This is a genomic window from Arthrobacter sp. AIWTK1 (assembly GCF_056680535.1).
On the sequence record NZ_CM155287.1, the window covers coordinates 1,846,718 to 1,866,892 of the forward strand.

The 20,175-nt window shown below is 67.5% G+C and carries 19 protein-coding genes and 1 pseudogene; 8 read left to right on the forward strand and 12 right to left on the reverse strand.

Features of this window, described 5'->3' with window-relative positions:
- Positions 1–36: 36 nt before the first annotated feature.
- The 6 genes and pseudogenes from AC1MDG_RS08440 to AC1MDG_RS08465 all read left to right on the forward strand — a co-directional run bounded on the left by AC1MDG_RS08440 (position 37) and on the right by AC1MDG_RS08465 (position 5,233).
- A complete protein-coding gene (locus AC1MDG_RS08440) occupies positions 37–1,014 on the forward strand; it encodes an aldo/keto reductase (RefSeq protein ID WP_479808529.1) in 978 nt (325 codons plus the stop codon).
- On the forward strand, positions 1,014–2,036 hold the full coding sequence (locus tag AC1MDG_RS08445; RefSeq protein ID WP_479808530.1) for a nucleoside hydrolase: 1,023 nt from the start codon (positions 1,014–1,016) through the stop codon (positions 2,034–2,036). The genes AC1MDG_RS08440 and AC1MDG_RS08445 overlap by 1 nt, the downstream gene beginning before the upstream one ends.
- Positions 2,037–2,129: 93 nt before the next feature.
- Positions 2,130–2,948, forward strand: coding sequence for an ECF transporter S component (locus AC1MDG_RS08450; RefSeq protein ID WP_479808531.1), 819 nt, complete (start codon positions 2,130–2,132; stop codon positions 2,946–2,948).
- A gap of 4 nt (positions 2,949–2,952) precedes the next feature.
- Positions 2,953–3,363, forward strand: a pseudogene (locus AC1MDG_RS08455) (CbiQ family ECF transporter T component); the annotation flags it as partial.
- A gap of 167 nt (positions 3,364–3,530) precedes the next feature.
- Entirely contained in the window at positions 3,531–3,761 is a 231-nt protein-coding gene (locus tag AC1MDG_RS08460; protein ID WP_479809166.1) for a hypothetical protein, read from the forward strand.
- On the forward strand, positions 3,758–5,233 hold the full coding sequence (locus tag AC1MDG_RS08465; protein ID WP_479808532.1) for an ABC transporter ATP-binding protein: 1,476 nt from the start codon (positions 3,758–3,760) through the stop codon (positions 5,231–5,233). Before AC1MDG_RS08460 ends, AC1MDG_RS08465 begins: the two co-directional genes overlap by 4 nt.
- Before the next feature lie 80 nt (positions 5,234–5,313).
- Here the strand turns inward: AC1MDG_RS08465 and AC1MDG_RS08470 are convergent, their stop codons facing one another.
- From AC1MDG_RS08470 to AC1MDG_RS08510, 9 genes are all read right to left on the reverse strand, one after another.
- A complete protein-coding gene (locus tag AC1MDG_RS08470) occupies positions 5,314–7,500 on the reverse strand; it encodes a 3-hydroxyacyl-CoA dehydrogenase NAD-binding domain-containing protein (protein WP_479808533.1) in 2,187 nt (728 codons plus the stop codon).
- Positions 7,497–8,810: a thiolase family protein gene (locus AC1MDG_RS08475; protein ID WP_479809056.1), complete on the reverse strand. Its 1,314-nt coding sequence runs from the start codon at positions 8,808–8,810 to the stop codon at positions 7,497–7,499. Before AC1MDG_RS08475 ends, AC1MDG_RS08470 begins: the two co-directional genes overlap by 4 nt.
- A 212-nt stretch (positions 8,811–9,022) precedes the next feature.
- Positions 9,023–10,363 (reverse strand): HRDC domain-containing protein, encoded by a 1,341-nt coding sequence (locus AC1MDG_RS08480; RefSeq protein WP_479808534.1) that lies wholly within the window; start codon positions 10,361–10,363, stop codon positions 9,023–9,025.
- 57 nt (positions 10,364–10,420) lie between these two features.
- Positions 10,421–11,071, reverse strand: coding sequence for a DUF3000 domain-containing protein (locus tag AC1MDG_RS08485; protein WP_043480615.1), 651 nt, complete (start codon positions 11,069–11,071; stop codon positions 10,421–10,423).
- Between the two features lie 61 nt (positions 11,072–11,132).
- Positions 11,133–12,221 carry a threonine aldolase family protein gene (locus AC1MDG_RS08490; protein ID WP_479809057.1) on the reverse strand — a complete coding sequence of 363 codons (1,089 nt, stop codon included), beginning with the start codon at positions 12,219–12,221 and terminating at the stop codon, positions 11,133–11,135.
- A gap of 37 nt (positions 12,222–12,258) precedes the next feature.
- Entirely contained in the window at positions 12,259–12,963 is a 705-nt protein-coding gene (locus AC1MDG_RS08495; protein WP_043480617.1) for an SDR family oxidoreductase, read from the reverse strand.
- Positions 12,960–14,369 (reverse strand): DUF6421 family protein, encoded by a 1,410-nt coding sequence (locus AC1MDG_RS08500; protein ID WP_479808535.1) that lies wholly within the window; start codon positions 14,367–14,369, stop codon positions 12,960–12,962. Before AC1MDG_RS08500 ends, AC1MDG_RS08495 begins: the two co-directional genes overlap by 4 nt.
- 156 nt (positions 14,370–14,525) lie before the next feature.
- Positions 14,526–15,011 (reverse strand): peptide-methionine (R)-S-oxide reductase MsrB, encoded by a 486-nt coding sequence (gene msrB / locus AC1MDG_RS08505; RefSeq protein ID WP_479808536.1) that lies wholly within the window; start codon positions 15,009–15,011, stop codon positions 14,526–14,528.
- 14 nt (positions 15,012–15,025) lie between these two features.
- Positions 15,026–15,517, reverse strand: coding sequence for a hypothetical protein (locus AC1MDG_RS08510; protein WP_043480619.1), 492 nt, complete (start codon positions 15,515–15,517; stop codon positions 15,026–15,028).
- A gap of 222 nt (positions 15,518–15,739) precedes the next feature.
- Here AC1MDG_RS08510 and AC1MDG_RS08515 point away from each other — a divergent pair, with 222 nt between their 5' ends.
- Complete coding sequence (locus tag AC1MDG_RS08515; RefSeq protein WP_479809058.1) at positions 15,740–16,984, forward strand: alpha/beta hydrolase family protein; 1,245 nt, start codon at positions 15,740–15,742, stop codon at positions 16,982–16,984.
- Here the strand turns inward: AC1MDG_RS08515 and ybaK are convergent.
- The 3 genes from ybaK to AC1MDG_RS08530 are packed head-to-tail and all read right to left on the reverse strand — an operon-like array spanning position 16,968 to position 18,877.
- On the reverse strand, positions 16,968–17,480 hold the full coding sequence (ybaK, locus tag AC1MDG_RS08520) for a Cys-tRNA(Pro) deacylase (protein ID WP_479808537.1): 513 nt from the start codon (positions 17,478–17,480) through the stop codon (positions 16,968–16,970). The two genes, AC1MDG_RS08515 and ybaK, sit on opposite strands and share 17 nt — an antisense overlap.
- Positions 17,481–17,493: 13 nt before the next feature.
- Complete coding sequence (locus AC1MDG_RS08525) at positions 17,494–17,955, reverse strand: SufE family protein (protein ID WP_043480622.1); 462 nt, start codon at positions 17,953–17,955, stop codon at positions 17,494–17,496.
- Between the two features lie 10 nt (positions 17,956–17,965).
- Positions 17,966–18,877, reverse strand: a complete 912-nt coding sequence (locus AC1MDG_RS08530) for a sulfurtransferase (protein WP_043480623.1) — start codon at positions 18,875–18,877, stop codon at positions 17,966–17,968.
- A gap of 218 nt (positions 18,878–19,095) precedes the next feature.
- Here AC1MDG_RS08530 and zapE point away from each other — a divergent pair, with 218 nt between their 5' ends.
- Positions 19,096–20,133 carry a cell division protein ZapE gene (gene zapE / locus AC1MDG_RS08535; RefSeq protein WP_043480624.1) on the forward strand — a complete coding sequence of 346 codons (1,038 nt, stop codon included), beginning with the start codon at positions 19,096–19,098 and terminating at the stop codon, positions 20,131–20,133.
- The last annotated feature ends 42 nt before the right edge of the window (positions 20,134–20,175 follow it).

Below are 20,175 nucleotides of genomic sequence, written 5' to 3' on the forward strand. Positions count from 1 at the left end.
TCCGGACCGCCGGCGTGGCCGTTATAGGCTGATTTCATGACTGAATACCGCCGCCTTGGAAATTCCGGATTGACCGTCTCCGTTGTGGGACTCGGCTGCAACAACCTGGGCCGGGCCAATACCGTGACGGAGTCGCAGGAGGGGACCGACGCCGTCGTTCATGCCGCCCTGGACGCGGGCATTACGCTTTTTGACGTCGCGGACACCTACGGCAAGGAACCAGGAGTCAGCGAAACCATGCTGGGTAAGGCCCTGGCCGGCCGGCGCGAAGACGCAATTGTCGCCACGAAATTCGGCATGGACATGCGCGGAGCCAACGGCAACGACTTCGGTGCCCGCGGGTCACGCCGCTACATCGTCCAGGCCGCCGAGGCCTCACTGCGGCGGCTCGGCACCGACTGGATCGACCTCTACCAGTTCCATACCCCGGATCCGCTGACCCCCATCGACGAGACCTTGGCCGCCCTCGACGACCTCGTGACCAGCGGGAAGGTCCGTTACGTGGGCCACTCCAACCGGGCCGGCTGGCAGATCGCCGAGGCCGAATTTGTGGCCCGCGCCCGTGGCGGTGCGCGGTTCATTTCCACCCAGAACCACTACAACCTGCTGGACCGCCGCGCTGAACTCGAAGTCACGCCTGCTGCCGAAGCCTACGGCCTGGGCGTGCTGCCGTACTTCCCGCTGGCCAACGGGCTGCTGACCGGCAAGTACGCGCCGGGCAAGGCCCCGGAAGGCTCCCGCCTGAGCCACACCCGCACCAACCTGGTCAACGACGCGGACTGGGGCCAACTGGAGAAGTTCAGCAAGTTCGCCGCCGAGCGCAACCTCAGCGAGATCCAGGTGGCGTTCTCCTGGCTGGCGGCCCAGCCGTCCGTCAGCAGCGTGATCGCGGGCGCCACCCGGCCGGAGCAGGTCCGCGAGAACGCAGCCGCGGTGGCCTGGGTGCCCAGCACGGACGAACGTGCCGAACTGGACGAGATCTTCCCCCGCACGCCCAAGGTGGCACTCTTCTGATGCATTCGGTCCTGATGGACGTGGACACCGGGATCGACGACGCCCTGGCCCTGGTGTACCTCCTGTCCCGCCCCGACGTCCGCCTGCAGGCCATCACCTGCACCGCCGGAAACGTGGGGGCGCGGCAGGTGGCCCTGAACAACCTGGCCCTCCTGGAGCTGTGCGGCACACCGGGAGTCGAGGTGGCGATCGGCGCCGAGGTGCCGCTGGAAATCCCGCTGGTTACCACGGAGGAAACCCACGGACCGCAGGGAATCGGATACGCGGAACTTCCACCCCCTGCCGGCCGGATCTCGGACCGGCATGCCGTGGACGTCTGGGTGGACGAGGCGCGGAAGCACCCCGGCGAGATCACGGGCCTCATTACCGGCCCATTGACCAACTTCGCCCTCGCCCTCCGCCGGGAACCGGACCTGCCGCGCCTGCTCAAAGGGCTGGTGATCATGGGCGGCTGCTTCTACTACCAGGGCAACACCACGCCGACGGCGGAGTGGAACGTTTCGGTCGATCCGCATGCCGCGAAGGAAGTCTTTGCCGCCTACCGCGGCCTCCCGGAGGACAAACTGCCGGTGGTGTGCGCTCTTGAGACCACCGAACTCATCGAGATGCGGCCCGAACACCTGCAGCGCCTGGCCGAAGCCGCGGGCACCGGTCCCGAACTCGTACTGCCGGGCCAGCCTGAGGGTCTCCGCAGCAGCTCCGGCAACCCCCTGGTGGCGTGCCTGTCCGACGCCATCCGCTTCTACATGGAGTTCCACCGGCTCTACGACCAGGGCTACGTGGCCCATGTGCACGATGCCTTCGCTGCCTGTGTGGCCGTGGGACGGACGGAATACACCGCCCGGCCGGCCACCGTTGACGTCGAAACAGGATCGCCACTGCTGATGGGCACCACCGTGGCCGATTACCGCGGACTCTGGGGGCTGCCGCCGAACGCCCGCATCGTGGCGTCCAACAATCCGAAGCAGTGCTTTGATGAGCTCATCAATTCAGTGGGAGCACTGGCCAGGCGGCTGGCCTAAGATGGTAGCTGCGCCGAGGTGACATAGGCGCACGTTTGCCGATCCCGGTACCGGTGTACCCGCGGAACGCAACCCACAGCCAAAGGAACAGCCATGTCACAGCAATCCCGGACCCTACCCGCGCCTGCACAGGCGGTCCGCAACCGCCGCCTCCTCGAAGCGCTCGGCGCGGTATCCATCGCAGCCACCTTCACCTTCCTCGTCCTGACGCAGCCCGCGGATATCACCAGCGGGCTGGCAAGCGGATCCACCCTGGTGGCCCTGGGCGGGTTCCTGCTGGGAGCCATCCTCCTGATCGTCGGAGTGCTGCCCACCCTTCCCACCTCCACCCTGGTGCTGATCCCCGTGGCACTGGTCCTCAACATCGCCCTCGGCCAGATCATGGGATCCACCGGCCTGCCGTTCTACTTCGACGCGATCGGCACAGTCCTCATCGCCGTCCTGGCAGGCCCGGCGGCGGGGGCAGCAACGGGCGCCCTCAGCAGCGTCGTCTGGTCCTTCATCAATCCCACGGTGCTGCCCTTTGCCGCCGGCGCTGCGCTCATCGGTTTCCTGGCCGGCGTAGCCGCCCGCTACGGTCTGTTCCGGCGCTTCTACCTTGCCCCGGTGGCCGGCTTCGTGACGGGCATCCTGGCCGGCGTCGTCTCCGCACCCATCGCGGCTTTCGTTTTCGGCGGCACCTCCGGCGTCGGTACCGGCGCCATCGTCAGCGCCTTCCGGGCCATGGGCGATACGCTCCTGGCTGCCATCACCAAGCAGGCATTGATTTCGGACCCGATGGACAAGGCCATTGTCTTCGCATTAGTCGCGATGCTGGTGTACGCGCTGCCGCGCCGGACCGCGCTGCAGTTCCCTTTTGTGCGCCGTTTCAACGTGCTGGCCGGCAAGAAACAGGGAACTCCGGACGCCTGATCCCGTGCCCGCCCCGTTGTACACAGCTGCCCGCCTGAAAACTCCCGCTCCGCTCAACCCGCTGACCGCATTGGCGGCGGCCGTAGCGACTGCGGCCATCACGACGGCGGTTTCCAGTTGGGCAGTCTCCCTTACCGTGGCCCTGGGCTGCGCCGCGCTGGCGGTGCGCGCCGGAGTGGCCGGCCGGCTGGCACCCGCAGCAGCGGTGATCCTGGCGCCCTTTTGGCTGTCGCTGCTGGTCCTGCACGGACTGTTCTTTCCCGAGGGCAGGACGGTCCTGGCTGAGTGGGGCGCCGTGCGGGTCACTGCCGAGGGGCTTGGTTTTGCGCTGGACATGGGAGCACGGACGGCCGCCTATGTCATGGTGTTCCTGCTCTTTTCGTTCACGGTCCGGGTTCCGGACCTGGTGGCAGTGATGTCAGCGCGCCGTGTGCCGCCGCAGTTCGGCTATGTCCTGGCGTCCACCCTGACGCTGGCGCCGGCCATCACCGGCCGGCTGGTGCGATCCGGCAGGCCCAGGAATCTAGGGGACTGGTTCTTGGTGGCGGCCCGCTGCCGCGGCTGGCAGCGGCACGGCTGCAGATGCTGCCGCTGGTCCTCGCACTCATCCAGGACGCCGGGGAGCGGGCGCAGGCGCTTGAATCACGCGGTTTCAACGGCACCCGGGCGCGCACCAGCTACCGGGACGTGCCGGATACCGCCGCCCAGCGCGGATTCCGGGTCCTTGCGCTGCTGCTGGCCGCGGCCGCGGTGGCACTTCGGATATCCGGCCAATGGCCCGGCATACAGTGGCCCTGGGGAGTGCAGCCATGAGGGCAGCAGCCTCTCTGGAGGCCAGGATCGAGGCCTTCAGCTACCACGGTGACGACGCGCCCGTACTCCACGACGTGGACGTGAGCGCAGCGCCCGGCACACTCACCGCAGTGCTGGGCGGCTCCGGCAGCGGGAAGTCAACCCTCGGCAGGCTGCTGGCGGGCTGGCTGTCGGGCGGGAACTCCGGCCGGTTCACGGGCAGCCTCTGGTCCGGGCAGGTGGGCTTCGTTCCGCAGGATGCCGCGGCCCTGCTGTCCACCGTGGGGTCCACCGTTGCAGAGGAGCTGGCGTTCGGCCTGGAAAACCAGGGCATGGACAGGCGCCGCATGCGCGCGGAGGTGGCGCGTGCCGCCGACGCAGCTGGACTGACGGCACTGCTGGAACGCGATCCGGCCACGCTCTCCGGCGGTGAACTGCGGCGGCTGGCCGTGGCCTGTTCTGCCATTACGCGCCCGGGTGTCCTGGTGTTGGATGAACCGCTCGGCTCGCTGGACGAAGCCGGCGCCGCCTCGGTCCGTGCGCTGGTCCGCGGCCTCCTTGACTCCGGCACCGCCGTCGTCGTGTTGAGCCAGACCGCGGATGAACTTGCCCGGGCAGCAGGGCAATGGCTCGTGCTCGACGGCGGCACTGTCACCGCCCGCGGCACGCCCGGCGAGCTGGCGGGCGCCCCCGCCCTGCTGCAGTCCGGCGTCGTCATTCCCGCCCTGGCGGGCTTCGGTTCCGGACCCCGCCGCCGGACCGCCGGCCCGTCCGCAGCTGCCCGCCGTCCCGGTGGGACGGAGGTGCCTGCTGCCGTCCTGGAGCTGGACAGCATCACGTTCGGCTATCCTGCCGGCCGCCGGGAACGCCGCGGAAACCGGGGGACACAGCGGGGGGTGCTGTGCGGGCTTGGCCTCGCTGTGGCGCCGGGTGAGATCGTGGCTGTGACGGGTCCGAACGGCGCCGGGAAGTCCACCCTGCTCCGGCATTTCAACGGCCTGCTCCGCCCGGACCGGGGATCCGTCCGGATTCTCGGCAAGGATATTGCCGGGGTTCCCACGGGACGAGTGGCTGACCGGGTGGGCCTGCTGTTCCAGCAGCCGCGGGACCAGCTCTTCGAACGCACCGCCCTGCGTGAAGTGCTTTTTGGACTGGACCGGACATTCGGGGCGGCGGCGGACACGAAGGCACGGGCCGCGCTGGCCGCCGTCGGACTCGGTGACCAGCTGGAGATCCATCCGCATGAGCTGCCGGCATCCCGGCAGCGGCTCCTGGCCCTCGCCACCGTGCTCGCCCGGGACCCGAAGCTCATTGCACTGGACGAACCCACCGTGGGGCTGGACCGCCACGGCCGCGAACGCCTTGATGAAGCCGTTGGCGCCGCAGCGGAGCGGGGTGCCGCCGTCGTGATGGTCACGCACGAGCTCGACTACGCCCGGGCCGCCGCCCACCGGGTCCTGGTGCTCAGGGACGGCACACTGCGGGAACTATGACCCCCTCGGGATACAGCAGCGCCGCCGCCCGCACCGGGAAGGGTGCGGACAGCGGCGCCGTGTGACTGCGAAGCGTAACGCTAGGCCGCGGCCGCCGCGGACGCTACACCCGGCGCCAGGAACCTCTTGCCGTTGACGCGCTCGGAGGCCCCCACCCGGTCCAAATACGGGGTGATGCCGCCGAGGAACATCGGCCAGCCGGCGCCCAGGATCATGCAGAGGTCGATGTCTTCCGGTCCGGCCACCACGCCTTCGTCCAGCATGAGTCCGATTTCCTCGGCCAGCGCGTCCTGTGTCCGGCGGAGGACTTCCTCACCCGTCGAGGGGGAGGTGCCGAAGGACAGCAGCGCCAGCGTTTCGGCCGGAATGAACGGCTTGCCGTCCGGGGCCTTCTCCGGCGCCCCGTTCTGCACAGCCCACAGGGATGTCACGCCGTTGTCGATCAGCTTCTGCAGGTTCCGGGACACCGTGAAGCGGTCACCAAACGCGGCGTGGAGGGATTCCTGGACGTGCTGCGCCACCGGCAGGCCCACCATGGCACCGAGCGTGAACGGGGTCATGGGCAGGCCCATCGGGCGCAGCGCATTGTCCGCCACGTCGGCCGGAGTCCCCTCATCGAACGCGGCGGTCACTTCGCCCATCAGCCGCAGCAGGATGCGGTTGACCACAAACGCCGCGGCGTCCTTGACCAGGACAGCGGTCTTCTTCAGGCCCTTGGCGAGCTCGAACGCGGTGGCCAGCACGGCGTCGTCGGTCCTGGGCGCACGGACGATCTCCAGCAGCGGCATCACGGCCACCGGGTTGAAGAAGTGGAAGCCCACCAGGCGTTCCGGGTGCTCCAGGTCCGCAGCCATCGCAGTCACGGACAGCGAGGACGTGTTGGTGGCCAGGATGCACTCGGGGGAGACGATCGCCTCCACCTCGGCGAACACCTGCTTCTTGACGTTCAGCTCCTCAAACACGGCCTCGATGACGAAGTCGGCGTCGGCAAACGCCTCCTTCGATACCGAGCCGGTGACCAGCGCCTTGGTGCGGTTGGCGGCGTCGGGACTGATCCGTTTTTTCGCCAGCATCTTGTCCACTTCAGCGTGGACGTAGCCCACGCCTTTGTCCACGCGGGCCTGGTCGATGTCCGTCATCACGACGGGCACCTTGAGCTGCCGGGCGAAGAGCAGCGCAAGCTGGCTGGCCATCAGGCCTGCGCCCACCACGCCCACCTTGGTCACGGGCCGGGCCAGTTTGCGGTCAGGTGCACCGGCCGGGCGCTTGGAGCGCTTCTGCACGAGGTCCAGGAACGCGTACACCGTGGAGCGGAATTCGTCGGTCTGCATGAGGCCGGCCAGGGTCTCGCACTCGAGCGCTGCCGAGTCCGCCTGGCTCATGGTCCTGTTGGCCTCCATGATGTCCAGCACCTTGGCCGGCGCGGGTGAGGCATTGGACGTCTTGGATTCCACGAAGGCGCGCCCGGCGGCAACGGCCGCCGTCCAGCGCTCGGCAATTGCCGGGTCGGAGGAATCGACGGCGTTGGGCCGTTCAGGGGCTGCCGCACCCGAAATGACGCTCGCGGCCCAGGCGAGGGACTGTTCCACGAAGTCCGCGGGTTCGAACATGGCGTCGGCAATTCCCAGCCCGAAGGCCTGCGGACCGGTGAGAGTCCGGTTGTTGCTGAGCGGATTCTCGATCATCACCTTGACGGCGTTTTCCGGCCCGATCAGCCGCGGCATGATGTAGACGCCTCCCCAGCCGGGAACCAGGCCGAGGAAGGCTTCGGGAAGTGCCAGCGCTCCGGCTCCGGTGGACACCGTGCGGTAGGTGGACTGCAGGGCGATTTCCAGCCCCCCGCCCAGGGCCACGCCGTTGATGAAGGCGAAGCTGGGAACGCCGAGGTTTGCCAGGGTGGCATAGACGTCGTGCCCAAGCTGGGCCATCCAGAGGCCGTGGTCCCGGTTGTTGAGGGACTTGACGGCGGACAGGTCGGCACCGGCCACCAGGTAGTACGGCTTGCCGGTCACGCCGACGCCCACGATCTCGCCGCGGGCGGCCCGGTCCTTGAGCCCCTCGAGGACAGTGCCCAGCTCCACCAGGGTGTTCGGGCCCAGGGTGGTGGGCTTGGAGTGGTCCAGGCCGTTGTCCAGGGTGATGAGTGCGAAGGTTCCCGGGCTGGGCCTGCCACCGGTTGCCGGCAGCTGGATGTCCTGCACATAGGAATGCGTGACGGTCTCGTCGGGGAAAAGATCGGCAAGCTTGCGGAAATCTGCGGCGCTCATGCTGCGGCTCCTTCAGTCTCGGTGGTGGCAGTCCCGGTCGGGGGTGCAGTTTTGGTTGCGTGTGTGTCGGTTGGTGACAGGACGCCGCTGTAGCCTGTGTATTCCGAGTGACGCGGGTTTTCCCAGATGACGGTGGCGCCCATGCCCAGGCCGATGCACATGGTGGTCATGCCATAACGGACCGAGGGGTCCTCTTCGAACTGGCGCGCCAGCTGGTTCATCAGGCGCACTCCGGACGAGGCCAGGGGATGCCCGACGGCGATCGCGCCGCCGTACCGGTTAACGCGGGGATCGTCGTCGGAAATACCGAAGTGGTCCAGGAAGCTCAGCACCTGGACGGCGAAGGCCTCGTTGATTTCGAACAGTCCGATGTCCGCGATGCCGAGGCCGGCGTTCTTCAGTGCCTTCTCCGTGGCAGGAACCGGCCCGATGCCCATGACTTCGGGCTCCACGCCGGCGAAGGCGTAGCTGACCAGGCGCATCTTCACCGGCAGTCCGAGCTCCGCGGCGGCATCTGCCGAGGCGAGCAGGGCCGCAGTGGCGCCGTCGTTCAACCCGGCCGCGTTGCCTGCAGTGACCCGGCCGTGGGGACGGAATGGCGTGCGCAGTGCTGCAAGGTCCTCACGGGAGGTTCCCGGCCGGGGCGGTTCGTCAACGGTGTTGACGGTCCAGCCCTGCCCGGGCTTCATCGTGGCCACCGGCACCAGATCCGGCTGGATCTGGCCCTTCCCGTAGGCCGCTGCCAGCTTGTCCTGGGAGGCCACGGCGTAGGCGTCCGTGCGGTCCTTCGTAATGGCCGGAAAACGGTCGTGCAGGTTTTCCGCGGTGTTTCCCATGTTCAGGGCCGCGGGATCCACCAGGCGCTCGGACATGAACCGCGGATTGGGATCGGCTCCCTCGCCCATGGGGTGGTTGCCCATGTGCTCCACTCCGCCGGCGATAACGACGTCGTAGGCGCCGAAGGCAATCCCGCTGGCCGTGGTGGTCACCGCGGTCATCGCTCCGGCGCACATGCGGTCCACGGCGAAGCCCGGAACGGTACGGGGGAGTCCTGCCAGCAGGGCGGCCGTGCGGCCGATGGTGAGCCCCTGGTCGCCCGTCTGGGTGGTGGCGGCAACGGCCACCTCGTCGATGCGGTCCGCGGAGAGCGAGGGGTTGCGGCGCATCAGTTCGCGGATGCACTTGACCACGAGGTCATCAGCGCGGGTTCCGGCGTAGATGCCCTTTTCGCCCGCACGTCCGAACGGGGTCCGGACGCCGTCCACAAAAACGACGTCGCGGACGGTCCTGTGATTTCCCCTGCCGGGGATTCCGCTGCTCTGTGCTCCGCTGTTGTCTTTTCCGCTGTGGGGTTGGCTCACGTGATACTCCTCATTGAGACATTGGTGCCGGCCGCACGCCAGTGCCAGCGGCGGGCCGGGCGGCATAGACCTCAATGTTACTCGTGAGTAACTTAGCTGGCAAGGACCCTGGGGGCCGTATGTCCGGTTACGGCCAGCCTGGGAGGACACGTCCGGGAAGCCTAGCTTCCCGCGCCGGGAGCGGCCTTGGGTTCCTTCGGTTCCTTGGGCGGCAGCGGCTGCGGACTAAGGAACGCGGCGGTGATCAGGGGAGCCGTCAGCTCGATCTGCCAGGGCCTGGCACCGAGTTCACCGAGCTCCTCGGCGATCCCTTCCTCGCTGAGCTCCGCGGGCGGACGCCACGCCACCCGGCGGAGGAAGTCGGGCGTGAGAAGGTTTTCGACGGGCAGGTTCAGCTCGTCGGCTTTGTCCTGCAGGAGGGGCCTTGCAGTGGCCAGGCGTTCGGCTGCGGCCGGGTCCCTGTCCGCCCACACGCGCGGCGGCGGCGGTGCGTTGGTCGGCAGGTGCAGCGGCGGCAGCTCCTCCATGGCCCGCGCCGTAGCGATGCACCGCAGCCAGCGGGGGGCCTCCCGCTGGGCGGCCCGTCCGTGGAAGCCCTTGGTGCCCAGCAGTTGCGGCACGGTGGCGGGCATGGCCTTGGCTGCCGCCACAAGCGCAGAGTCGGGGATGAGCCGGCCGGGGGCAACGTCGCGCTTGCGGGCCAGGGAGTCGCGTTCCAGCCACAGTTCGCGGACCGCGGCCAGCTGGCGGCGGTCCCTGATCTGATGGAGTCCGGAGGTCTTGCGCCAGGGATCCACGCGGGGCGGGGCGAGCCCGGCCGCGAGGATGGCGGCGAATTCCTGTTCGGCGTATTCAAGCTTCCCGTCGGCCTGGAGCAGCTCGATGAGTTCTTCGCGCAGCTCGGTGAGGACTTCGACGTCCAGGGCCGCGTACCGCAGCCAGGGTTCAGGGAGCGGGCGCGTGGACCAGTCGGCGGCGGAATGTTCCTTGGCGAGGCCGAAGCCGAGCAGTTGTTCGATGACTGCCGCCAGGCCTACCCGTGGCAGTCCCGCCAGCCGCGCGGCCAGCTCGGTATCGAACAGTTTGTGAGGCCACATGCCCAGCTCGGACAGGCACGGCAGGTCCTGGCTCGCTGCGTGCAGGATCCACTCGACACCGTCCAGGGCGTCGTTGATGATCTGCAGGTCACCGAAGGGTTCAGGGTCGATGAGCCACGTCCCCGAGCCTTCGCGGCGGATCTGTACCAGGAAGGCCCGTTGGCCGTATCGGAACCCCGATGCGCGCTCGGCGTCCACCCCGGCCGGGCCCGTCCCCGCGGCAATGGCGGCGGCGCAGCGTTCCAGTCCGGCGGGAGTTTCAATGACCAGTGGTACCCCGTCGCGTGGCGAGTCCAGGTCGATGACCTCGGGGACCAGGCTGTCAAAGCCTTCCACCGTGATGTGGGGAGTGATGTCAGCAGCCGGGACGCCGGCTGTGGTGTGTTCCGGATTTTGAGGGGTCATGATGCCTTCAGTTTACCGACATCGCGCTGGAGGGCGCCCCGCCGTAGCCAGCCATGGTCAGTTGCGCCGCCTGCGGGGCAGGGCGGAGACGCCCTCCGGCAGCGGCGGGAGTCCGGCGAACGTGCAGACCATGTCCGACCACGCCTCCAGGTGCGACCGGATATCCGGCCCTTCGGGCGTCCAGGATGCCCGCAGTTCAATGTCGATGGAACCCGGCCGGTCAGCGAGCGTGCCGAAGCTTTCGGACAGGATCCTGGTGGCTGTTCCGCCTGCCTCGCGGTAGGGCGCCTTGTGGTTCTCCAGCGCTTCGACCAGCCAGGTCCACGCCACCGAGCCGAGCATTTCGTCGTTTCCCATCTCCGCCTCCAGCTGGGCGCGGATGTAGGTGACGATCCGGAACTCCCCGTCCCAAACAGCCGAGCCGTCGGGATCGTAGAGCAGGATGAACCGGCCGGTGGCGAGTTCCTCTGCTTCGTCGTCAACAGTTCCCGCGGCGCGGACAAGCGCGGCGGAAACCGGTCCGTGGACGGCGGCAGGGGCCGGTCCGGGGACAGGCCCGATGACCTCGGCTCCGAGGGCCACGGCGAAGGGCGCCAGCCGTGAGGGCGCCGGGATCTCGTCCAGGTGCAGCTCACTGCGGCACCGTGCTTTTCGAAGGGATCCCAAAGCGGAAAGGAACTCCGCGGGAACCTGGGCGAGTTCGTTCACATTCGCAGGTTACGCAAATTGTGGCGCCGATCCCGGCAGGCTCGCCGCCCCGTGCGGCCGGTCAACCGGCCGCCAGCTCCCGCTTGATGGCGGCGACGAACGAATCCACGTCCTCTTCGCTCGTATCGAACGAGCACATCCAGCGGACCTCCCGGGCGGCTTCGTTCCAATCGTAGAAGCGGAAGGATTCCCGCAGCCTGTCCGCAACGCCTGCGGGCAGGATGGCGAACACGCCATTGGATTCCGTCTTCTGGGTGGGTTCCACGCCGTCGATCCCGTCCACTGCTGCGCGCAACCGGGCAGCCATTGCGTTGGCGTGCCTGGCCGAGCGAAGCCACAGGTCGCCCTCCAGCAGGGCGATGAACTGGGCGGACATGAACCGCATCTTGGAGGCCAGCTGCATGTTCATCTTGCGGAGGTAGACCAGCCCCTGCGCGGCGCCGGGGTTCAGCGCCACCACCACTTCGCCGAACAGCAGCCCGTTCTTGGTGCCGCCGAAGGAGAGGATGTCCACGCCGGCGTCGCGGGTGAACGTCCGCAACGGCACGTCCAGGTGGGCCGCGGCGTTGGCCAGCCGGGCGCCGTCCATGTGGAGCTTCATGCCCTTGGCATGGACGTGGTCCGCGATGGCGCGGACCTCCTCGGGCGCGTAGCAGGTGCCCAGCTCGGTGGTCTGCGTGATGGACACCGCCAGGGGCTGGGCGCGGTGCTCGTCTCCCCATCCCCATGCTTCCCTGTCGATCAACTCCGGGGTGAGCTTTCCGTCCGTGGTGGGGACTTGGAGGAGCTTGATCCCGCCGATCCGCTCCGGGGCGCCGTTCTCATCCATGTTGATGTGGGCTGTCGACGCGCAGATCACCGCGCCCCAGCGGGGGAGCAGGGACTGGAGGGAGAGGACGTTGGCTCCCGTTCCGTTGAAGACGGGGAAGCATTCGATGCCCGCCCCGAAGTGCTCCTCCATGAGCACCTGCAGCCGTGCCGTGTAGTCGTCTTCGCCGTAGGAGACCTGGTGGCCCTCGTTGGCAGCCGCCAGCGCTGCCAGGACTTCCGGGTGGACGCCCGAATAGTTGTCGGACGCGAACCCCCGGACAGCAGGGTCGTGGAGCCGGGCCGCGGTGGCGGCAGGGGCAGTTTCAACTGTGGTTGTCATCGCTTTGGTCACGCTTTCAGTCTAGGGATGTCCGCCGTTATCGGCTAAGGACCAGCCGCCGGCCGTTCAGTTCAGCCGCGGGGGTGGTGAAAAGTCCGACGGCGGCAGCGGCCAGGTCGGTCACGTCGGTGAAGCCGGGGAAGCTGCGGGACGGGGACCGTTCACGCATGGCTGCGTCCACGAGGCCCTTCACCACGAAGATGACCGCGGCGCTGTGAGTCCCGCTGCTGAAGCCTTCGGCGACCGCCAGAGTCCATGCTTCGGCGGCGGCCTTGGCGGCGACGTAGCTTGCGCCCGCTGCCGTTGGTGTTTCAGCGGCAGTGGAGGTCACCATGGCGAAACGGCCGGTTTCCGAGGCGGCGAGGTCGTCGTAGAACACCCGCGTGACGTTCCGCAGGGTGGTGACGGCTGAGCGTTCCAGGAAGTCCCAGTCCTCGTCGCTCTGGTCGGTGATGCCCTTGGCGCCGCGCCAGCCGCCCACAAGGTGGATGACGCCGTCGACCCTTCCGGCAGTGGCGGAAATGGTGGCGTGCAGCGCCCGTACGTCGGCCAGGCTGGCGAGGTCGCAGGCCAGGGGAGTGACGCCGTCGCCCGCTTCCGCGGCGGCAGCCTCGATCCGGGGACCGTCCGAACCGACCGTAACGACCGTATGGCCGGCTTCGCGCAGCGCGCGTGCGGCCGCGATCCCGGCCGGACCGCTGCCGCCGGTGACAACCACGTTCAGGGGGTGTCCGGCACTCATCCGGCGTTCATGGCCCGCGTGTCGCCGGCGGCGCCGCTGCCGGTGTCTGACGAGCCGGTGATCCCGGCGGTGGACTCGATGACCGGACGCATCTTCTTCTCGAGGGCTTCATAGAACATCGACAGCGGGAATTCGTCGTCGAGCACCTGGTCGGTCAGGCCGCGCGGCGGTCCGGCCAGCGGCAGCGCACCCGGGCCCTTGGCCCAGACGGACGCCGGGTTCGGCGTGACGGTCCCGGAGATCAGCTCGTACGCTGCCAGCCAGTGGGCCATCTTCGGTCGGTCGATCGAGCGCCAGTAAAGCTCCTCGATCCGGGCGCCGAGCTCAACCACGACGTCGGCAACTTCATCCCAGTCAATGCTGAGCTTGCTGTCGGTCCAGTGGAGGACACGGTGCTGGTGCATCCAGGCGAAGAGCAACTGGCCGCCGAGGCCGTCGTAGTTGCGGACCCGGCTGCCGGTGATGGCGAAGCGGAAGATCCGGTCGAAGATGACGGCATACTGGACCAGCTTGGCGTGACGGCGGGCTTCGGAGGCAGCCTCTTCGTCCTTTTCGATCTTCACGCATTCGCGGAAGGCCGTCAGGTCACAGCGGAGTTCCTCCAGTGAGTACAGGAAATACGGCATGCGCTGTTTGATCATGAACGGATCGAAGGGCAGGTCCCCGCGCATGTGGGTGCGGTCATGGATCAGGTCCCACATCACGAACGTTTCCTGGGTGAGTTCCTGGTTCTCCAGGAACTCCGCCGCTTCGGCGGGGAGCTCCAGCCGGGTGATATCGGCAGCAGCCCCGAGCACCCGGCGGAAGCGGGCTGCTTCCCGGTCTGCGAAGATGGCGCCCCACGTGAACGTCGGGGTTTCCCTGACGGCGACGGTTTCCGGGAACAGCACCGCGGAGTTGGTGTTGTAGCCCGGCGTGAAGTCAACGAACCGGATCGGAACGAAGAGCTTGTTGGAGTACTCGCCGTCCTCGAGGCCGGCAATGAACTCCGGCCAGATGACCTCGATCAGGACGGCCTCCACGAGGCGGCTGCTGCTGCCGTTCTGGGTGTACATGGGGAAGACCACCAGATGCTGCAGCCCGTTGACGCGGTGCTGCTGCGGCTGGAAGGCGAGCAAGGAGTCCAGGAAATCCGGCACGCCGAATCCGCCGGCGGCCCACCGGCCGAAGTCGCTGACCAGGAGTTCGAGGTAGCGGGCGTCGTGCGGAAAGGCGGGGGCCAGTGCGTCGACAGCAGTGCAGATGGTGCTGACGTGTGCGGCAGCAGCTTCATGGTCGGCGGTATCCGGGACGGAGCCGTCCTGGACCTGGAGGGCCTGGAGTGCCGTCGCGGCGGCCTTGATCCGCAGCCATTCCGGGTGGTTTTCGGTGAGCCGGGCCGGGGCGGTGAGAGCGGTCGTAGTCATCGTCGGCGATCGCCTTTCTGGTTGCTTGGAGCTTCTACGGCGAGCGTAGCAAGCAAACAGATCTCCTAATGCAAAATCAGCCTGAGCATAAGAAAGACTTGTGCAAGTGGATCAGCAGCCCCGCCCCAGCCCTAGCGGGCGCAGGGCTGCCGTCAACTACCTGGGGTCTTCAGCCTTAACCAGGGTCAGCGATACGGAGTTGATGCAATAGCGCTGGTCCGTGGGAGTGCCGTAGCCCTCGCCCTCGAAGACGTGGCCCAGGTGCGAGTCGCAACTCGCGCAGCGCACCTCCACCCGGTCCATGCCCATCGTGCGGTCATGGATGTAGCGGACAGTGCCGTCGGCAAGGGGCGCCCAGAAGGACGGCCAGCCGCAATGGGAATCGAATTTCTCATTGCTGGTGAACAGCTCCGTGCCGCAGGCGCGGCATGTGTAGACGCCGGCGGTGTGGGTGTCCCAGTACTCGCCGGTGTAGGGCCGCTCGGTGCCTGCCTGCCGGAGCACCCGGTACTCCTCCGGCGTCAACTCCTGACGCCATTCCTCGTCGGTCTTCTCAACCCGTGGAGCGGCATTTTCCGCCACCGATCCATCGGCGGGGACCTGGACGGGCGTGACTTTCGGCTTGTTGCTAAAGATGCTCATGGCTACAACAACGCTCAGGAGTCCCCGATAAATCCCGAGCCGGCATACAGGTGCAGCACCGGCAGCCCCAGCTGGTCCTGGGCCTTGTTGGCCCAGTCGGTGTGGAAGGTGTCGGAAATGGCATGCGGCCGCGTGATGACGACGGCCTGGCCTGCGCCGACTTCCTTGACCTTTGCCACGAGTCCCTGCACGGCGCCGCCGTCCACCACCTCGCCGGTGATTCCGCCGCCGATTCCTGCCAGGGCGTTGAGCGATACCGCAAGGGTTTCGGCGGCGGCGGCGCGCTCGGTTGCAGGATCCGGGGCGTGGGAGGTCAGTTCGCGGAAGGCCTTCGCGACGTCCAGGAGGGACAGGTTTTCGAGGAAGTCCACCAGGAGGTGCCGTTCCGTGTTGGCCGGGACCAGCACGACAAGGGGCGCGTCACCCCCGTCCACCAGGCGTTCGATGTTTACGCGGTCGTCCGCACCCAGCGGCTCTTCTGTCAGAATGACGATTGGATCGCTCATGCCCCCAGCCTAGTCCCGGCCCGGGCTTCCCGCACGAATTTCGACCGGGCCGGTCCGCGCCCTCAAGTGCCCCTGTGCCGCCCCGCACGGCGTGCCCGAATATGTCCCGGGGCCGGCAGCAGTAAGAATGGATCCATGGCATCCATCCCGGGGCTGCGCCCGGCCACACCTGCAACTCCGCTTCCTTCCGGGGGCGGGCTCCGACCCGCCTCAGACGCCGGTATGTCCTCCAGTGCCAAATGGGCAGTGGGCGGCGTTATTGCGGGCGGCGCCGCGGCGGGCCTGCTGGGCGCCGGGTCGTCAGCCCTTGCCCTCTACTTCGCGCGGCGGGTTATCACACCGGTGCGGGTGCGCGATGAGAACCAGGAAGTGCTGGCGGTCATCCGTGCCGCGGACGGCCTCCAGGTCATCCTTGCCGCCACCGACGACGCCACCGTGGAAGGTGTGTACGGCTTGTTCTTCGACGGCGGCCGCGGGCACGCACGAATCGGCAGGATCGTCTCGTACTCACCCGCCGAACGCACCGTGCTGCGCGAGGTGGAAGCCGTCTACTCCGGGGATCTCACCACGGCACGCCGGGGCTACTGGAGCGGTGCCGCTCATCCGGATCCCGCGTCCATCGGGCTGTCGGCCGATGACGTGGACATCGACGTCGAGGGCGGGACCGCGCCGGCCTGGCTGGTGCGCGCGCCGGCGCCTTCGGATACCTGGGCCATCATGGTCCACGGCCGCGGCGCCACCCGGCAGGAGTGCCTGCGTGCCCTGCGCCCGGCACAGGAGCTCGGCCTGACCAGCCTGGTGATCTCCTACCGCAACGACGGGCTGGCGCCGTCGGCCCCCGACGGCCGCTATGGCCTCGGTTCCACCGAATGGCGCGACGTCGAGGCAGCCATCAGTTTCGCCCTCGCCAACGGCGCCAGGGAGGTCGTGTTGTTTGGCTGGTCCATGGGCGGCGCGATCTGCCTGCAGACGGCGGACCTTTCACGGCACCACAACCTGATCCGGGCCATGGTGCTTGACGCGCCGGTGGTTGACTGGGTGAACGTGCTGGCGCACCACGCGCAGCTGAATCGCATCCCGTCTGCCGTGGGACGCTACGGACAGCTGATGATGGGCCACCCCCTCGGCCGGCGCCTGACCGGGCTGGCGGCGCCGGTGGACCTGAAATCGATGGACTGGGTCTCCCGCGCCGTGGAACTGCGGACTCCCACGCTGATCCTGCATAGCGTCGACGATGAATACGTACCCTATGGACCCTCGGCAAGCATCGCCGAGAAGAACCCCGAGATGGTCACTTTCGAAACCTTCCAGGACGCACGGCACACCAAGGAATGGAACGTCGATCCGGAGCGCTGGGAAGGCCTGGTCACCGCGTGGCTGCGGCTGCAGCTGGCTCCCCGCGCTAATCCCGGCTCCCGCACCCGGATCCCCGGCGCCGACCGCACTGCCGCTATCGGCCCGGAGTAACCTTCGGGCCGGTTCCGATGCGGGCAGTAATGGCGCCGGTGAGCTTCACCAGGTGTTCCGGGTCCAACTCGATGTCCAGGCCGCGCCGGCCGCCGGACACCAGGATGCTGTCCTGGCCGAGTGCGCTCTCATCCAGGACGGTGGGGGAGGGCTGGCGCTGTCCCAGCGGTGATATTCCGCCCAGGACGTACCCGGTCCTGCGCTGGGCCGTGGCAGGATCCGCCATGGCGGCCTTCTTGCCGCCCAGAGCCGCGGCCATTGCCTTCAGGTCAAGGTTTCCATGCACAGGCACTATCCCCACCGCGAGCCGGCCGTCAACGTCCACCATCAGGGTCTTGAAGACCCTGCCAGGATCCACTCCCAATACGTCGGCGGCTTCCATGCCGTAACTGGCAGCCGAGGGGTCGTGGCTGTACGGATGCAACACAAAAGGAACGCCGGCCGCGGCGAGTGCTGCCGTGGCCGGCGTTCCCTGGGAAGCCTGCTTGCGCGTCATGCTGTGCCCTGGCCTAAGCCTTCGGGGCAGCGGACGCGGCGACCTTGCGCTTGATGCGTCCCAGCATGGCCGTCATTCCCCGCATACGCAGGGGAGTGATGGCACGGGTGAGCCCCAGGAGTTCGGGCATGTCGTCCGGAACCGCCAGGATTTCCGTCGCCGTGAGACCGTCGAGCCCTTCGTGCAGGACGCCTGCGAAGCCGCGGGTGGTCGGTGCTTCCTTCGGTGCTTTGAAGTAGAGCCGTACGCTGTCCGGCGAACCGGCGTCGTTCTTCTCAGTCTCAATGGTCAGGAACAGCGGTGACTGGCACTCCACAACCTGCTCCAGCAGTTCCGGATGGTCCTTCAACCGGTCCGGCAATTCGGGGAGCCCCTGGGAGAATTCCAGCAGCAGTTGCAGCCGCTCGGGTTCGGTCAGGGCCTGGAAGTCATCAACTATTTCCGCAAGGGGGGCGGGAAGGGCGTGGGTATTCATCAAGGCCAGTTTACGCCGGAACCGTTCCGCGCTCTGTTCCCTTGGCGATGGGCACACGGACAGCGTTGCCCCACTCGGTCCAGGAGCCGTCGTAGTTGCGGACGGTGTCAAAGCCCAGCAGGTACTTCAGGGCGAACCACGTGTGGCTGGAGCGCTCGCCGATCCGGCAGTAGGCCACGACGTCGTCGCCTTCCGTGAGGCCCGCTTCGCCGAGGTAGAGGGCTTCGAGTTCGGCCCGGTTGCGGTAGGTGCCGTCCTCGGCAGCCGCCCGGGCCCACGGGATGGAGGCTGCGGTGGGGATGTGGCCGCCCCGCAGGGCGCCTTCCTCCGGGTAGGCGGGCATGTGGGTGCGCTGGCCCGTGTATTCCTCGGTGGAGCGGACGTCAATCAGCGGCTTGCCGAAGTGGGCCAGCACATCTTCCTTGAAGGCGCGGATCGGTGCGTCATTGCGCTCGACCTCCGGGTATTCGGCAGGAGCGGGGACAGTAACATCCGTGGTGAGTGCGCGGTCCTCGGCAATCCACTTGTCGCGGCCGCCGTCGAGCAGCCTGACGTCCTCGTGGCCGAAGAGCGTGAATACCCACAGCGCGTAGGCTGCCCACCAGTTGGATTTATCGCCGTAGATCACCACGGTGCTGTCCCGGGAAATGCCCTTGGCTGCGGCCAGGGCCGCAAACGCCTTGCCGTCCACGTAGTCGCGGGTGACCTCGTCGTTCAGGTCGGTGTGCCAGTCGATCTTGACGGCCCCCGGGATGTGGCCGGTCTCATAGAGCAGGACATCTTCATCAGACTCCACCACCACGAGTTTGCCGTCGGCCAGGGCGCCGCCGTCGATGGCAGCCGCCAGCCACTCGGTGGAGACGAGGCGCTCCGGGTGCGCGTACGCTGCGAACTTGTCGTTCTCTTCAACTGGGTAGGACATGGGGATGGCCTTTCACTGAAACGGTCATGGGGCCCCTGCCGACGGAAAGCGTCGCTGCGGCGGGCCAGTTCCAACACTAGCCACGCCCCGGCGGTTATGCCCCACTGCGTTCACAGGGGGAAATATGGCCTTGGTCACGTGGGCTCGCCGCGTTATGAGGCCGGTGCCGCATTGCCGGTATCCTTTCTGGGGACACGAGACCAGCAGAACGGACCACCTTGGTACAGATCGAACAGCTCTCCGCGCGGACACCGTCTGTTTCCGTGGATGAACTCCTCAAGGGTTTCTATCCCTCCCCGCGGTTCGGAGAGGTTTCCTTTGCCAGCTACCGGCCCGATTCTTCGCAGCCGAGCCAGGCCGCAGCGGTGACGGCGCTGGAATCCTTCGCAACCGGTGTGGGCGCCAACGGAAGCTCCGGACTTTTCAAGAAGCTGTTCGCGAAGAAGGACAACTCCCGTGCCGGCATCTACCTGGATGGCGGCTTCGGCGTGGGCAAGACGCACCTGCTCGCCTCCCTGTGGCATGCGTCCCCGGGTCCGAAGGCCTTCGGCACCTTCGTTGAGTACACCAATCTGGTTGGCGCACTGTCCTTCCGCAAGACGGTTGAAGCGCTGAGCAATTACAAGCTCGTGTGCATCGACGAATTCGAACTCGACGATCCGGGCGATACGGTCCTGATGTCACGGCTCATGCGGGAGCTGGCCGACGCCGGCGTCAAGCTGGCCGCAACCTCGAACACCCTCCCCGGTTCACTGGGGGACGGGCGGTTCGCTGCCGTCGACTTCCAGCGGGAGATCCAGGTGCTGGCAGACCAGTTCGACGTCGTCAGGATCGACGGCGAGGACTTCCGCCACCGCGGACTCCCGGCAGCGCCGGCTCCCTTGAAGAACGAAGACCTGACTCACCACATGCAGGCGGAATTCCACGGCAAGACCGTGGCCCGGGATGATTTCAAAACCCTCATCAACCACCTTGCCGGCGTCCACCCCAGCCGGTACCGGCAGCTTCTGGCGGGCATCGAGGGTGTGGTGTGGCGTGATGTGGAAACCATCACCGAGCAGGCGGTGGCCCTACGGTTCGTGGTGCTGGCCGACCGGCTGTACGACAAGGACGTGCCCATCCTGGCCAGCGGGGTCCCGTTCGATCAGCTCTTCACGGAAGAGATGATGACCGGCGGCTACACCAAGAAGTACTTCCGGGCGGTGTCCCGTCTCACGGCTCTGGCACGCGAAGGCCAGAACCACGAACCGTCCTAGCTCTTAAACGCCAAAGGTGCCGGCGCCGCCTCACGGCGGGAC

What these genes read in the sequence shown, in the direction of transcription:
- AC1MDG_RS08460 (WP_479809166.1), top strand. Translation starts at nt 3,531, where the DNA reads ATGCTGCCGCTGGTCCTCGCACTCATCCAGGACGCCGGGGAGCGGGCG.
- AC1MDG_RS08480 (WP_479808534.1), bottom strand. Translation starts at nt 10,363, where the DNA reads ATGACCCCTCAAAATCCGGAACACACCACAGCCGGCGTCCCGGCTGCT.
- AC1MDG_RS08465 (WP_479808532.1), top strand. Translation starts at nt 3,758, where the DNA reads ATGAGGGCAGCAGCCTCTCTGGAGGCCAGGATCGAGGCCTTCAGCTAC.
- AC1MDG_RS08490 (WP_479809057.1), bottom strand. Translation starts at nt 12,221, where the DNA reads ATGACAACCACAGTTGAAACTGCCCCTGCCGCCACCGCGGCCCGGCTC.
- AC1MDG_RS08530 (WP_043480623.1), bottom strand. Translation starts at nt 18,877, where the DNA reads ATGTCCTACCCAGTTGAAGAGAACGACAAGTTCGCAGCGTACGCGCAC.
- AC1MDG_RS08445 (WP_479808530.1), top strand. Translation starts at nt 1,014, where the DNA reads ATGCATTCGGTCCTGATGGACGTGGACACCGGGATCGACGACGCCCTG.
- AC1MDG_RS08500 (WP_479808535.1), bottom strand. Translation starts at nt 14,369, where the DNA reads ATGACTACGACCGCTCTCACCGCCCCGGCCCGGCTCACCGAAAACCAC.
- AC1MDG_RS08525 (WP_043480622.1), bottom strand. Translation starts at nt 17,955, where the DNA reads ATGAATACCCACGCCCTTCCCGCCCCCCTTGCGGAAATAGTTGATGAC.
- AC1MDG_RS08515 (WP_479809058.1), top strand. Translation starts at nt 15,740, where the DNA reads ATGTCCTCCAGTGCCAAATGGGCAGTGGGCGGCGTTATTGCGGGCGGC.
- AC1MDG_RS08470 (WP_479808533.1), bottom strand. Translation starts at nt 7,500, where the DNA reads ATGAGCGCCGCAGATTTCCGCAAGCTTGCCGATCTTTTCCCCGACGAG.
- ybaK (WP_479808537.1), bottom strand. Translation starts at nt 17,480, where the DNA reads ATGACGCGCAAGCAGGCTTCCCAGGGAACGCCGGCCACGGCAGCACTC.
- msrB (WP_479808536.1), bottom strand. Translation starts at nt 15,011, where the DNA reads ATGAGCATCTTTAGCAACAAGCCGAAAGTCACGCCCGTCCAGGTCCCC.
- AC1MDG_RS08495 (WP_043480617.1), bottom strand. Translation starts at nt 12,963, where the DNA reads ATGAGTGCCGGACACCCCCTGAACGTGGTTGTCACCGGCGGCAGCGGT.
- AC1MDG_RS08510 (WP_043480619.1), bottom strand. Translation starts at nt 15,517, where the DNA reads ATGAGCGATCCAATCGTCATTCTGACAGAAGAGCCGCTGGGTGCGGAC.
- AC1MDG_RS08450 (WP_479808531.1), top strand. Translation starts at nt 2,130, where the DNA reads ATGTCACAGCAATCCCGGACCCTACCCGCGCCTGCACAGGCGGTCCGC.
- AC1MDG_RS08440 (WP_479808529.1), top strand. Translation starts at nt 37, where the DNA reads ATGACTGAATACCGCCGCCTTGGAAATTCCGGATTGACCGTCTCCGTT.